This is a genomic window from Ciceribacter sp. L1K22 (assembly GCF_017599385.1).
Classification (GTDB): Bacteria; Pseudomonadota; Alphaproteobacteria; order Rhizobiales; family Rhizobiaceae; genus Allorhizobium.
This window is the reverse complement of the sequence record NZ_JAGFPK010000001.1, coordinates 2,763,788-2,777,764: the sequence shown is the minus strand read 5'-3', so window position 1 is coordinate 2,777,764 and position 13,977 is coordinate 2,763,788. Positions and strand designations below refer to the sequence as shown.

The window sequence follows — 13,977 nt, the reverse complement described above, 5'->3', positions numbered from 1 at the left end:
GAGAATTGCAGACGATTCCGGAGGATGCCATGGCCGAACAGCTCGTTCCCGTCGAGACCCTGACCGAGGAGCAGGCGAAAGCCGAACTCGAGCGGCTGGCGCGCGAGATCGCCCATCATGATGCGCTGTATCACGGCAAGGACCAGCCGGAGATTTCCGACGCGGACTATGACGCGCTGAAGCGTCGCAACGACGAGATCGAGGCGCATTTTCCGACACTTGTTCGGACCGACAGCCCTTCGCAACGGGTCGGCGCAGCGCCGGCCGGCGTGTTCTCGCAGGTCACCCATGCCCGCCCGATGCTTTCGCTCGACAACACGTTTTCGGACGAGGATGTCGCCGACTTCGTTTCGTCCGTCTACCGGTTCCTCGGCAAGCTGCCGGACGACTCCATCGCCTTCACCGCCGAACCGAAGATCGACGGGCTGTCGATGTCGCTGCGCTACGAGAACCGCGAGCTCGTGACGGCGGCGACGCGTGGCGACGGCACGACCGGCGAAAACGTCACCGCCAATATCCGCACGATCCGCGAAATCCCGAACACGCTGCCGGCCGACGCGCCTGATGTCGTCGAGGTGAGGGGTGAGGTCTACATGGCCAAGTCCGACTTCATGGCGCTCAACGCGCAGATGGAGGCGGAGGGCAAGCAGACCTACGTCAACCCGCGCAACACCGCCGCCGGCTCGCTGCGTCAGCTCGATCCGAAGGTGACGGCAAGCCGCAAGCTGCGGTTCTTCGCCTATGCCTGGGGCGAGATGTCAGACATGCCTGAAGACACCCAGTTCGGCATGGTCGAGGTGTTCAAGCGCTGGGGCTTTCCGGTCAATCCGCTGATGAAGCGGCTCTCCTCGACGCAGGATATCCTGGAGCACTACCGCCAGATCGGCCTTCAACGCGCCGAGCTCGACTACGATATCGATGGTGTCGTCTACAAGGTCGACCGGCTCGACCTGCAGGAGCGTCTGGGTTTCCGTTCGCGCTCGCCGCGCTGGGCGACGGCACACAAGTTCCCGGCCGAACAGGCCTTCACCACAGTCGAGGCGATCGACATCCAGGTCGGCCGCACCGGCGCGCTGACGCCGGTCGCGCGGCTAACGCCGGTCACCGTCGGGGGTGTCGTGGTGACCAATGCGACGCTGCACAATGCCGACTACATCGAGGGCATCGGCAATTCCGGCCAGCGCATCCGCGAGGAGGATCACGATATCCGTATCGGCGACACCGTCATCGTGCAGCGGGCAGGGGATGTCATCCCGCAGGTGCTTGACGTCGTCATGGAGAAGCGTCCGGAAGGGGCGGCGAAGTATCAGTTTCCGACGAAGTGCCCGGTTTGCGGTAGCCATGCTGTCAGGGAAAAGAACGAGAAGACCGGGAAACTCGATTCCGTCACGCGCTGCACCGGTGGCTTCGTCTGCTCGGCGCAGGCCAAGGAGCACCTCAAGCACTTCGTCTCGCGCAACGCCTTCGACATCGAGGGTCTCGGCACCAAGCAGGTCGACTTCTTCTTCGAGAGCGAGGATCCGGCGATCCGGGTCCGGACGGCGCCGGAAATCTTCACGCTCAAGCGCCGGCAGGAGGCCTCGTCGCTGACCAGGCTCGAAAACATCGATGGCTTCGGCAAGGTCAGTGTGAAGAAGCTGTTCGATGCCATCGACGCCCGCCGCGAGATCGCCCTCAACAGGTTCATCTACGCGCTCGGCATCCGCCATGTGGGCGAGACCACCGCCAAGCTGCTGGCGCGCTCCTACGGCTCCTATGCGGCTTTCGCGGCGGCCATGAAGGAGGCCGCGCCGCTCCATGGTGAGGCCTGGAACGAGCTGAACGCCATCGAAGGGATCGGCGAGGTGGTGGCAACCGCGATCGTCGAGTTCTTCAAGGAGCCACGGAACACCGCTGTCATTGAAGACCTCCTTAAGGAAGTCACACCGCTTGACGCGGAGGCGCCGAGAGCGAGCGGCAGCCCAGTCGCCGGCAAGACGGTTGTCTTTACCGGCTCGCTGGAAAAATTCACCCGCGACGAGGCCAAGGCGCGGGCGGAATCGCTGGGCGCCAAGGTGGCGGGTTCCGTGTCGAAGAAAACCGATTACGTCGTGGCCGGCCCCGGCGCCGGATCGAAGCTCGACAAGGCCCGCGAACTCGGCGTCACCGTCATGGACGAGGACGAATGGCTGGCGCTGATCGCCGGCTGAGTGATCGTAGATCCTCCGGACGTGAAGAGGGCGCCTCGCGGCGCCCTCAGTAGTTTCATCATACCGCCGGCGGTGCGGCGTCCTCCTCGCGCGGTATCCGGAACCAGGCGACGTAGAGGGCCGGCAGGAAGAGCAGGGTCAGGACGGTGCCAACGACGATGCCGCCCATCATGGCGTAGGCCATCGGTCCCCAGAACACTTCGCGCGAGATGGGGATGAGCGCGAGCGTCGCGGCCGCTGCCGTGAGCATGATCGGCCGCATGCGGTGCTCGGTCGCTTCCACAACGGCTTTCCATGGCGAGATACCTTCGCTCCGCAACTGCTCGATCTGGACGACGAGGATGACGGAGTTGCGGATCAGGATGCCGACCAGCGCCAGCACGCCAAGGATGGCGACGAAGCCCATCGGCGCGTTGCTGAGCAGCAATGCCGCGACGACGCCGATCAGGGCGAGCGGGGCGACCGCGAAGACCAGGAACAGGCGGCTGAAGCTCTGCAACTGGATCATCAGGATCGTCGCCATGGCAAACAGCATCAGAGGTGCAACGGCAACGATCGGCCCCTGCGATTCCGCGCTCGACTCCACCGAACCGCCGACCTCCACCTGATAGCCCGCCGGCAGCGACCGGGCGAACTCGTCGATTGCCGGTTTCAGCTGCTCGACGATGGTCGCCGGCTGGGTCGGGCCGATTACGGCCGCTTTGACGGTGATCGTCGGGATACGGTCGCGGCGCGCGATCACCGGCTGTTCGAGCTCGTAGCGGAACTTGGCGATTGCCGAGAGCGGCACCGACTTGCCGCTGGTGCTCGGCAATTGCAGGTTCTTCAGCGTCTCGATCGAGCCGCGTTCGGAATCCTGCGCCCGGCCAATGACGTCGATCAGGTAGATGTCGTCACGGACCTGCGTCGCGGCCGATCCCTCGACGATGCTGTTGAGGCCGGTGGCGATGTCCTGCGAGGAGATGCCAAGCTGGCGAGCCTTGTCCTGCAGCACGTCGACCTTCACGACCCGCGAGGGTTCGTTCCAGTCGAAGGTCATGTTGGAGAGCAGTGGATGGCCGTTGACGATCGAGCCGAGCCTGCCGGCCAGTTCGCGCACCTTCTGCACGTCCGGACCACCGATCCGGTATTGTACCGGCTTGCCGACCGGCGGGCCGATGTCGAGCAGCTTCACGAAGGCGTCGGTGCCGGGGAAGGTCTTGACGAGATAGTCCTGCAGGTCGGCCCTCAGGCGGTCGCGTACTTCGAGGTCCTTTGTGACGATGACCACCTGGCCTGTCGAGGGGGCGGGTGTCGCGACGTCATAGGAGAGGATGAAGCGCGGCGCCCCTTCGCCGACATAGGTCGACCAATGGTCGATGTCGGGATTGCCGACGAGCTTCTCCCGCTCGAACTGGGCGATCTGCCGGTTCGTTTCGGCGATCGTGCTGTTGTGCGGAAGGTCCCAGTCGACGATCAGTTCGACGCGGTCGGAGGCAGGGAAGAACTGCTGCTGCACGAGACCCAGACCACCGACCGACACCGCGAAGACGACGACGGTGGCGATGATGGTTACCCAGCGCCAACGCATGGCGAGCGCGAGCAGCGATGCGAAGGCACTCGCGAAGCGGCCCTTCTTCTCGTGGTGGGATTTCATCGTCTTCGGCAGGATCGTGACGCCGAGCAGTGGGGTGAACAGCACCGCCACCACCCAGGAGACGATCAGCGAGACGGCGATCACGACGAACAGCGTGAAGGTGAACTCGCCCGCCGCGCTGCTGTTGAGGCCGATCGGGATGAAGCCGGCGACGGTGACAAGCGTACCGGTCAGCATCGGGAAGGCGGTTGAGGTATAGACGTGGGTCGCCGCCTTGCGCAGCGTATCGCCGTGCTCAAGCCGCGACACCATCATTTCGACCGCGATCATGGCGTCGTCTACAAGCAGGCCGAGCGCGATGATCAGCGCACCGAGCGAGATGCGCTGCAGCGAGATGCCGGTGTACTCCATGAAGACGAAGGTGATCGCCAGCACCAGCGGGATGGAGATCGCAACGACCATGCCGGCGCGCATGCCAAGGCTGATGAAGCTGATCGCGAGAACGATGACGATCGCCTCGAACAGGGCCCTGGTGAAGCCCGAGACGGCTTCCTCGACCACCTTCGGCTGATCCGAGACCCGCTCGACGTGGACGCCGATCGGCAGGTCGGCGACGACGCGGTCGAGCTGGGCGTCGAGCTGCTCGCCGAAGGTCAACAGGTTGGCGCCGGTCTTCATGCCGATGGCAAGGCCGATCGCCGGCTCGCCCTTGAAGCGGAACAGCGAAGACGGCGGATCGACATAGCCACGCTTGATCGTGGCGATGTCGGTCAGCGGGAAGAAGCGGTCGTTGATCCTCAGATTGATGGCCTTGAGGCTGTCTTCGGAGGTGAACTGGCCGCTGACGCGCAGGGCGATCCGTTCTGCACCCGCTTCGACGACGCCCGATTGTGTCACGGCGTTCTGCGCCTGCAGCGTGGCGATGACGGACTGCTGGTCGATGCCGAGTGCCGCGATCTTGCGGGTCGAGAATTCCAGATAGATCGCCTCGTCCTGCGCACCGATCACATCGATCTTGCCGACATTCGGCACGGTCAGCAGCTTGGCGCGGGCGTCCTCGACGAGGTCGCGCAACTGGCGCTGTGTCAGGCCATCAGCGGTGAAGGCGTAGATGTTGCCGTAGACGTCGCCGAAGCTGTCGTTGAAGGCAGGCCCTACGACACCGCTCGGGAAATCGCCCCTGATATCGTTGACCATGTTGCGGACACGGACCCAGTTGTCCCGCACCTCGTCCGCCCTGGTGGTGTCGAGCAATTCGACGAAGATCGTCGTCTGGCCGGCCCTGGTGATGCTTCTCGTGTAGTCGAGCGCATCGAGCTCCTCGAGCTTCTTCTCGATCCGGTCGGTCACCTGGAGCGTGACCTCTTCGGCCGAGGCGCCGGGCCACTGGGCGTTGATGATCATCGTCTTGATCGTGAACGCCGGGTCCTCTTCTCGGCCGAGATTGATGTAGGACAGCGTGCCGGCGACGATGAAGATGAGCATGAAGTACCAGACGAGCGAACGGTGCTCGAGCGCCCAGTCGGAGAGGTTGAAGGATTTCACTTTGTCATCTCCTGATCGACGCGGATGGACTGGCCTTCTTCGAGTGTGTTGACGCCGGCGGTGACGATCCTGTCACCGGGCTCGACTCCGGACAGAACGTTAACGGTTCCTCCGGCCGACGGATCGCCGTCGATAGTGACGGAACGTGATGCAACCTTGCCGGCGGAGACGTCGATCACCCAGACAAACTGCTGGGCGCCGACCGTTCTGACGGCCGATGCCGGCAGGCGGATCGCCGGTTCACCGCCGTTGGCCGCGGTCGCCGTCACCACCGAGCCAAGCCGCATGACCTCCGGCGGTTCGACCAGCGTCAGTCGCGTGCGGAACGTCCGGGTGGCGGCATCGGCTTCGGGGGTGATTTCGCGGACGATGCCGCGCGCCCGGACCGACGGATCGAGCTGCAGGGACACGTCGAAAACCGATCCCGGCTGCAAAAGCTTTCCGGCGGTCTCCGGTGCGTCGATCACTGCATCGCGCTCCTCCGGTCGTGCGACTGTGGCGATCGTCTGTCCTGGAGAGACGACCTGACCGATTTCGGCCGAGGTACTTGTGACGACTCCGTCGAATTCGGCGACCAGCTGCGCGTAGCCGAGCTGCTCGTTCGCCTTGGCCAGATTGGCTTTCGCCTTGGCGACGGCGGCTTCCGCCGTCTTGCGCTCCAGCTGCGCCGTCTCATAGGCGGCCTTGGCGCCGGACTGGCGTTCGAACAGGGTTTTCTGGCGCTCCTCGGTTGTGATGGCGTTGGCGAGCTGCGCCTCGCTGTTGGCGAGGTCGGACTGCGCGCTCTTCACGGCAAGTTCAAGCGCCAGCGGATCTATGGCGGCGAGAACGTCGCCCTTCTTCACGAGATCGCCGGTCTGGACATTGCGGGCGACGACGCGCCCGAGAATCCGGAAGCCGAATTCGGTCTCGATCCGTGCCTCGACGATGCCGGGCAGGGCAAGCTTGACCGCGGGCTCGGCGATCGCCACGACCGAGAGCACTGGCCGGGGTTCCGTCGCCGTCTTCTGCTCCTCTTCCTGGCAGGCCGATAGAGCCGTCCCTGCCAGGAGGACCAGGACGAGTTTACACATTTTGTTCATTGGGCGGCCCCCTCGTAGGCAACGACATCCCCGTCGCTGATGAATTTGGTCCCCGCCGTGACGACGATTTCGCCGGGCTTGAGGCCGGAGCGGACCGAAAAACTCTCGCTGCCATAGACCAGGATCTCGACCGGACGCAGAGATACCTTGCTGGTCTGCGGATCGACGATCCACACGGCGGGCCGCCCCGCGTCCGAAGCGATCGCCGACCAGGGCAGTTCGATCGTGTCGACAGGCGTGTAGCGCGCCGTTGCGACGACAGGGCTGCCGAGGCTCACCTGAGGATCCCCTTCGATCGCCAGCTTGACTCGGATCGTGCCGGTGCTGGTGTCGATGGTCGGGGAAATTTCGCGAACCATCGCCTTCATCGGCGCGCCGCCGCTCAGCGGCCGAACCTCGACCTCGTCTTCGATCGTGCGGCCAAGGCCGAGACCGAGAAACAGCGACTCGTCGGCGTTGAAGACGGCGTCACGCGGTCCGTCCTGGGCGAGGGTGAAGATCAGCTGGGCCGCCTGCGCCACCTGTCCCACCTCTGCGTTTCTGGCGGTGATGATGCCGTTGGCGTCGGCCTTCAGTTCTGTCTGCGCCAGGGTATCGCGGGCCGTGTCGACCTGGGCCTTGGCCGAATCGACTGTCGCATCGGCCCTCAGCAGCGCCTCGCGGGCCTCGTCCAGCGCGGCGCGGGTCGAAACACCCGTCGTGAACAGGCTCTGCTGTCGGTCGAAAGCCTGCTGTGCCTGCGTCTGCTGCGCCTCGGCCGATTGCAGCGTGGCGAGCGCCACCTGCAGGTCGGCCTGCTGTTCCTCCGAGTCGATGCGGGCCAGCACCTCGCCGGCCGCGACACGGTCGCCGACATCGGCCAGCCGCTCAATGATGCGGCCGCTGATGCGGAACGACAGTTCGGACTGCACGCGCGCATTGATTTCACCTGTGCTGGACACCTTCTCCGACCAGGGCGTTGCCCTGACTGTCACCGTTTCCACGTGCCGGGGAGCCTTGTCGCCTGCCTCTTCCGCCGGAGCGCAGGCGGCCAGGGAGGCGCATGAGCACGCCACCAGAAGTATTGTACGGAGCCGTTGCATGATCGCCTCTTGAATATAGGTGGCAAATCTGTATCGTTGAATGACTCGTTAGTCAATGAATTTCCGTCGCGGAGGCGATGAAAGGTATATCGATGATCAAGGCCAGAAAGCTCACGCGCGCAGAGCAGAAGGCGCTACGGCCCATCCAGATCCTCGACGCGGCGTTCGAAGAGTTCGTCGCGAACGGTTTTTCCGCTACACGAGTGGAGGACATCGCGGATCGGATCGGGGTCACCAAGGGCACGATCTATGTCTACTTCCCGACAAAGGAGGACCTGTTCTCGGCGATGATCCGGCATGTCTCTGTGCCGATCGAGGATCTCTTGCGGGAAACGGACGGCCTCAGCGGCTCGTTCGCCGACCAGCTCCGATCGTTTTTCCAGATCGCCTATGAGAAGGTGACACAGGACCGGCGTGCGAAGGAACTGCTGCGTTTCGTCGTGGCGGAGGGCACGCGTTTTCCCGAAGTCATCGATGCCCACCACGCCGAACTCATCGAGCCGCTGATCGGCCGTACGCAGCAGATTTTGGACGAGGGCATCGCGGCCGGAGAATTTCGCTCCTCGCCGACCGTCAACGCCGACATCATCGTCGCGCCGATCCTGACCCTGATGATCGACCTGTTGATCTTCGACAGCCGGCGAACGGTCGACCTGCCGGCCTACATGGAAGCCCATCTCGATTTGGTACTGAAGGGCATCTCCGCCGCTCGGGATTGAGGAACGGTGAGCAGGCAGCGATCAAGCGAACCCCCGGCTGCCAACGATGCCCTTATGGCTCGGTGTAGCCGACGGGACGGAGCGACATCGACAGCTCGGCCGGATCGCGATCGAAGATCACGGCGCCGCTGCTTTTCGATTGGGCCGGAACGTAGTCGAAGGTGATTTCGGCGTCTTCCACCGTTTCATCGCCGTCGGACAGTTCCCCGCGCACGACGACGGCGGCTGCTGTCGTGCCGGACCGGTTCTGGACATCGAACGACACCCTGAATCCTCCGGCGATCTGCTCGACCTGGGTCGCGTGCACGACGAGTTCGGGCGGCTTCTGTTCGCCGGCCACCGCTTCGTAGGCGATCCAGATCACCAGGCTTGCTACCAGCAAACCGGAGACGACACCGGTGACCCACTCGATCCAGTGAGGCTTGCCGGATTCGGGAAATGTCTGTTTTGCAGGAGACATGGCGACCTCACAGGATCAGGCGGGCTGCCGCGGCGCCGATCGCCGCGGGCATGGAGAGAACGATCACGGACATCGCCACCGTCAGCATGGCGCTGTCGTTGAGGCGTTCGAACGTCCAGAGCGAATAAAGGCTGATGAGAAGGGCGATGGCGTAGCCGGGCAGGGTAAAGCGCACGAACGCGTGCCATCGGGGCGCATCCTTCTCCATGCTGTGTCCGCCGGTGAAGGAGACGGCGTAGACGAAGCCGTGCATCACGGCGAGAGACAAAAGGATCGCAACGAGCGCGTGCCAGTAGGTCATCTTGTAGGAGACGAGGATCATCTCCTCGGTCGGAGCGATGTTCAGCGACAGGAACAGGGCGCCGATCGCCATCAGGAAAAGCTCGCTGACATAGGAGGTACGTCGATCCGTGTCCTCGTCGTCATCCTCTGTCTCGTCGCTCGTCCCAAGCTGACTGCGGCCGAGCAGGGCGCCAATGCTGGCGGGTACTGCCTGTACCGCGATCTTGCCGATGATCTCGTCGAGCGGCATGTGGTTCTTGATGACGCCGAACAGCACGAGGATCGCACCGCTCGCGACGATGCCGATACCGTAGGCAACGAGCGCGTCACGGATCGACTGCCGCCACGTCGCGGTATGCTCGAAGCCGATCCGGTGGGAAAGCACTGCGAGCAGCGGCATGTTCAGAAGCAGGAGAAGCAGCAGTTTGTCGCGAGAGAGATAGACGCCGAGGGCCCACATCTCCATCGTCATCAGCATGGGAAGCGAGAACAGGAGTGCGCTTGCTCCGCCGCGCGCCAGCCCCCAGATAAACCGCGAGGCGGCGTGCCGATCGACACTGTCATCTTTCAGGCTGGTCTGCTGACCCATGAATACCCCGTCCGCGGTGCGTACTCCAAACGCGGAACGGGGTATTTGGTTCCGTGGCCGATATCAGCCGCGCGGTTTTTTCGGACCGAAGCCCTTGGGCTTTCCGTCCCGCGCGCCGGCTTTAGGCCCGCCCTGCGGCTTGGCGAAGCGTCCTTCGCGTCCGCCGGCTGCGTCGCCACGACCGCGCGGCCCGTCACCGCGCTTGCCGAAGCTCTTCGCCTCCGCGGGGCGCCTGTCGTCGCGGCGCGGCTTTGCCGGCGCATCGCCCCAGACTTCGGCATCGGCAGCCCTCAGGTCGTCATCGCCGCGACGCGCCGGACGGGTGGCATTGTCGCGAGCCGGCTTGTCCTTCCAGTCCTTGCGGCCGGCGCCGTCCTTTTTCGCGGCCCAATCCTTTTTCGGAGCGAAATCCTTCTTTGGCGTGAAGTCCTTCTTGCCGGTCCAGTCCTTTGCCGGCGCGTCGCCTTCGCTACGGGCCGGGCGCTCACGCTTCGGCTTGCGGTCGGCGAACTCCCGATCGTCGCGCTGGGGACGTTCCTTCGGCGGCGCGGAGAAGTCTGGCTTGCCGTCGAGCTGCTCGATGGTGATGCCGCGCTCGAGCTGACCGCCGGGACCGATCGCTGACAGGAAGCGATCCAGTCCATCCTCGGCGATTTCCACGAAGGTTTCCTCGGGCTGCATCTTGATCGCGCCGATCACGTCCTTGGTGATCTTGCCGTTGCGGCAGAGCATCGGGATCAGCCAGCGCGGCTCGGCATTCTGCCGGCGGCCGACGGAGACCGTGAACCAGACGCTCGGGCCGAAGTCGCCGCGCGGCTTGGTGACCGGGCTCGACGGATTGGCATAGTCGGGCTCGCGGCGCTTCTTGGCGGCTTCCAGATTGACCTGGATCAGGTCTTCGGGCGCCGAGCGATTGCCGCGCTGCAGGCGGATGAAGGCGGCGGCGATCTGCTCGGCGCCGTGGGTGGCGATGAGCGCCTCGATCATCGGCGCTTCGTCCTCGGTGATCGCTTCCGTCAGCGAGGGATCGGCCAGAAGCCGTTCGTCGTCGCGGGCGATCACCTCGTCGGCGGACGGCGGCAGCGCCCAGGTCGGCTGCACATTGGCGCCGCCAAGCAGGCGTTCGGCCTTGCGGCGGGCATTGACCGGAACAATGAGCGCCGAGATGCCCTTGTTGCCGGCGCGGCCGGTTCGGCCCGAGCGGTGCAGGAGGGTTTCGGAATTGGTCGGCAGGTCGGCGTGGATGACGAGTTCCAGTCCCGGCAGGTCGATGCCGCGGGCGGCAACGTCGGTGGCGATACAGACCCGTGCCCGACCATCGCGCATGGCCTGCAGCGCATGGGTCCGTTCGTTCTGCGAGAGTTCGCCCGACAGCGCCACGACCGAGAAGCCGCGATTGTGCAGCCGCGCCGTCAGATGGTTCACGGCCGCACGCGTCGAGCAGAATACGATGGTGTTGCGCGCCTCATAGTAGCGGAGCACGTTGATGATGGCGTTCTCGCGGTCGGGATTGGCGACCGTCAGCGCACGGTATTCGATGTCGACGTGCTGCTTCTTCTCGGACACGGTCTCGATGCGGCGGGCATCGCGCTGGTAGCTCTTGGCAAGATCGGCGATGGAGCGCGGCACGGTCGCCGAGAACAGCAACGTCCTGCGGTCATCCGGTGATTCTTCCAGGATGAATTCCAGATCCTCGCGGAAACCGAGGTCGAGCATTTCGTCGGCCTCGTCGAGCACGACCGCGCGCAGCGCCGAGAGGTCGAGCGCGTTGCGGGTAATATGGTCGCGCAGGCGGCCAGGAGTGCCGACGACGATATGGGCGCCGCGTTCCAGGGCGCGCCGTTCGGTTCGCACGTCCATGCCGCCGACGCAGGAGGCGATCGAAGCGCCGGTTTCGGCATAGAGCCATTCGAGCTCGCGCTTCACCTGCATGGCGAGTTCGCGGGTCGGTGCAATGGCGAGCGCCAGCGGCGCGCCGGCCCGCCCGAAGCGGTTTTCGCCTTCGAGCAACGTCGGCGCCAGCGCAAGGCCGAAGGCGACCGTCTTTCCGGATCCGGTCTGGGCGGAGACGAGCGCGTCGCGGCCTTCCAGTTCGGGATCGATCATCGCCTGCTGAACGGGAGTCAGGGTGTCATAGCCGCGCTTGCGCAAGGCTTCAGCGATCGCCGGGGCGATGCCGTCAAACTGGGTCATGTAACGGTCTTTCGATTACGCTCCTTCCGTTCCCGAGGGATGGAAGGGCAGGGCCGGCAGTCTATACGTAGCCGGCGACACGGTTTTGCCGCGTTCCTATCCTCGCGGCGGCAAAAAGTACAGGGGGCGGACTGAAAAAGCTCCGGCGCCTGCCTATCCGGCACGGGTTCGCATCGATTCCAGCCGATCCAGCCATTGTCTTGCCAGTTCGAGGTCGCGGCCTTCCTCATCCCAGCCGTGGCCACAGGCGAGATCGCGGTGGTCGACCTCCGCGCCGGCCGCACGCAGCTGAGCGGCGAGAACATGGGCGTCGCCCGGGGCACGGCGCTCGTCGTCGGTGGCGCTGATCAGCAGAAACGGGTAGCCGTCCAGCCCCGTGAAGCTGGCGTCCGGATCGGGCGATAGCGGGCGCATGAGGATTGCGCCCCGTGTCGCCTCGGGCTTTTTGATTGCCAGCGCGGCCGAGGCGATGGCGCCGTTGGAGTAGCCGACCATGACGGGAGGCCGGTCCGGCAGCAGCGCGGTGAGGTTTTCGAGAAAGACGGCCAGTTCCGCGACCGAGCGTGCGAGGTCTTCAGGGTCGAGGCTGCGGTCGGGGCGGCGGCGGAAGAAGGCGTAACGGTCTTCCCAGTCGACGTTGCCGCGCAGCCGAATGCGGGGCGAGTCTGGCCCCAGGCACTCGGCCCGATCGCCCCAGACCGTCTCGTCCTGCCCGCTGCCGTGCAGGAAGACAAGCGGCAGACCGTGGCCGTCCGGATTGTCGATCTCGCAGTAAAAGCCGGCGATCTTCGGCATGTTGCCCTCAAAACCTTGCCCGAATCCCCGATGCAGCCTATGCCGGGATCATGTCGATCGCATATCACTCCGCCGGCAAGACCATCGCCATCGATTTCGAAACCGCCACCGAAGCGCGCGCCAGTGCGTGCTCGATCGGGCTTGCCTTCATCGAGGATGGCAAGGTCGTGCGCGTCGAGGAAAGGCTTATACGGCCGCCGGGCAATCGCTTCTCCTCGTTCAACATCGCGATCCACGGCATTCGCCCCGAACATGTGGCTTTCGCGCCGGAGTTTCCGGATGTGATGGCGGAGTTCGCGGAGGATTTCGAGGGCGCGACGATGATCGCGCACAATGCCTCCTTCGATTTCTCCGTGCTGCGTGCCAGCCTCGACATGTACGGCCTCGACTATCCCGAGCTTTCCTACCTGTGCAGCGTCAAGCTTGCGCAGCGGCACTGGCCGGATCTCGGATCGCACCGGCTGAACGTGCTTGCGGCGCATCTCGGTCTTTCTTTCCAGCATCATAATGCGGCCGAGGATGCGCGCATCTGCGCCGAAGCGTCGCTCGCCATGGCGGCGGAAGCCGGCGCGGACAGCCTGATCGCGTTTGCGTCGGTGCTCGGTATCAATCCCGGGCGAATCTATCGCGGCGGCTATGATGCGTGCTCGGTCGCCCGCACGCCGCGGCGACGCGCGGCCTTGCAAGCCTGACCGGGCGATCCCACTCTATGGGAACGATCACAAAGGAGTGAAACCCATGCCTTTTCGCCGTTTCCTGGCATCCGCCGCCGTTTTCGGCGCCCTTGTCACGCCCGTCGCCGCCGAGGTTGTCGGCAAGGTCGGGGTCGACTGGGTCGGCAACGACATCGTCGTCGAGGCTGTGTCTGATCCAAAAGTGAAGGGCGTGACCTGCCACGTTACCTATTTCGACCGCTCGATCATCGATCGGCTGTCGAATGGCAACTGGTTCGAAGACCCGTCCAACAACTCGATCGCCTGCCGGCAGACCGGCCCGATCGAGATCGGTGATATCGATCTGTCCGACGATGGAGAGGAAGTGTTTCGCGAAGGACGTTCGCTGATCTGGAAATCGCTGGTGGTGAACCGGATTTACGACAAGGCGAACGACACACTCATCTACCTTGCGCACAGCCGTCAGGTCGTCGAGGGGTCGGCCAAAATGGCGATCTCGACTGTCCCGCTTTTCGGCGAAGAGGTGCGATGGGAAGAGGGAAAGCCGCAGCGTTAAAACCCAAAAAAGGTCAAGCGGTTCTTAGAAATGAACCCAGTTTTGGCCGATCGGGTGGGGGAGGAGGGCTTTTGGTCATACTTATTATGAGGCAGGATCACATTGACATCCGGAAAGCGGGCAAACCCCAGTCCGTGTTTTCAATGTCTTGCCTGGCCTGAGGGCCATTCGTTTCGTCGACCGCCCCGACTCCCATCGGGGCGGTCTTCGTTTGCTGATCTGGCTTAATCCGTGG

11 protein-coding genes are annotated in these 13,977 nt (G+C 64.3%); 4 read left to right on the top strand and 7 right to left on the bottom strand.

The features are described 5' to 3' along the window. The first annotated feature begins 29 nt into the window (after nt 1-29). Entirely contained in the window at nt 30-2,189 is a 2,160-nt protein-coding gene (gene ligA, locus J5J09_RS13860) for an NAD-dependent DNA ligase LigA (protein WP_208551477.1), read from the top strand. A gap of 58 nt (nt 2,190-2,247) precedes the next feature. Here ligA and J5J09_RS13855 read toward each other — a convergent pair whose 3' ends face one another. Genes J5J09_RS13855 through J5J09_RS13845 form a run of 3 tightly spaced genes read right to left on the bottom strand, consistent with a single transcriptional unit; the run spans nt 2,248 to nt 7,474 of the window. Then, a complete protein-coding gene (locus J5J09_RS13855; protein ID WP_208551476.1) occupies nt 2,248-5,310 on the bottom strand; it encodes an efflux RND transporter permease subunit in 3,063 nt (1,020 codons plus the stop codon). Next, nucleotides 5,307-6,392, bottom strand: a complete 1,086-nt coding sequence (locus J5J09_RS13850) for an efflux RND transporter periplasmic adaptor subunit (protein ID WP_208551475.1) — start codon at nt 6,390-6,392, stop codon at nt 5,307-5,309. Before J5J09_RS13850 ends, J5J09_RS13855 begins: the two co-directional genes overlap by 4 nt. Next, nucleotides 6,389-7,474, bottom strand: coding sequence for an efflux RND transporter periplasmic adaptor subunit (locus tag J5J09_RS13845; RefSeq protein ID WP_208551474.1), 1,086 nt, complete (start codon nt 7,472-7,474; stop codon nt 6,389-6,391). The genes J5J09_RS13850 and J5J09_RS13845 overlap by 4 nt, the downstream gene beginning before the upstream one ends. Before the next feature lie 92 nt (nt 7,475-7,566). Between J5J09_RS13845 and J5J09_RS13840 the strand changes: the two genes are divergently transcribed. Continuing rightward, nucleotides 7,567-8,193 carry a TetR/AcrR family transcriptional regulator gene (locus J5J09_RS13840; RefSeq protein WP_208551473.1) on the top strand — a complete coding sequence of 209 codons (627 nt, stop codon included), beginning with the start codon at nt 7,567-7,569 and terminating at the stop codon, nt 8,191-8,193. 52 nt (nt 8,194-8,245) lie between these two features. Here the strand turns inward: J5J09_RS13840 and J5J09_RS13835 are convergent, their stop codons facing one another. The 4 genes from J5J09_RS13835 to J5J09_RS13820 form a co-directional block, all read right to left on the bottom strand. Next, nucleotides 8,246-8,653: a TIGR02588 family protein gene (locus tag J5J09_RS13835; RefSeq protein WP_208551472.1), complete on the bottom strand. Its 408-nt coding sequence runs from the start codon at nt 8,651-8,653 to the stop codon at nt 8,246-8,248. A gap of 7 nt (nt 8,654-8,660) precedes the next feature. Further along, the gene (locus J5J09_RS13830) at nt 8,661-9,524 is read right to left on the bottom strand and encodes a TIGR02587 family membrane protein (protein ID WP_208551471.1); all 864 of its coding nucleotides are present in this window, start codon (nt 9,522-9,524) and stop codon (nt 8,661-8,663) included. A gap of 63 nt (nt 9,525-9,587) precedes the next feature. After that, on the bottom strand, nt 9,588-11,717 hold the full coding sequence (locus J5J09_RS13825; RefSeq protein ID WP_208551470.1) for a DEAD/DEAH box helicase: 2,130 nt from the start codon (nt 11,715-11,717) through the stop codon (nt 9,588-9,590). A 153-nt stretch (nt 11,718-11,870) separates the two neighbouring features. Next, complete coding sequence (locus J5J09_RS13820) at nt 11,871-12,512, bottom strand: hypothetical protein (RefSeq protein WP_208551469.1); 642 nt, start codon at nt 12,510-12,512, stop codon at nt 11,871-11,873. Nucleotides 12,513-12,562: 50 nt separating this feature from the next. Here J5J09_RS13820 and J5J09_RS13815 point away from each other — a divergent pair, with 50 nt between their 5' ends. Continuing rightward, nucleotides 12,563-13,204, top strand: coding sequence for a 3'-5' exonuclease (locus tag J5J09_RS13815; RefSeq protein ID WP_208551468.1), 642 nt, complete (start codon nt 12,563-12,565; stop codon nt 13,202-13,204). Between the two features lie 46 nt (nt 13,205-13,250). Continuing rightward, nucleotides 13,251-13,742, top strand: coding sequence for a CreA family protein (locus tag J5J09_RS13810; protein ID WP_208551467.1), 492 nt, complete (start codon nt 13,251-13,253; stop codon nt 13,740-13,742). Nucleotides 13,743-13,977: the final 235 nt, after the last annotated feature.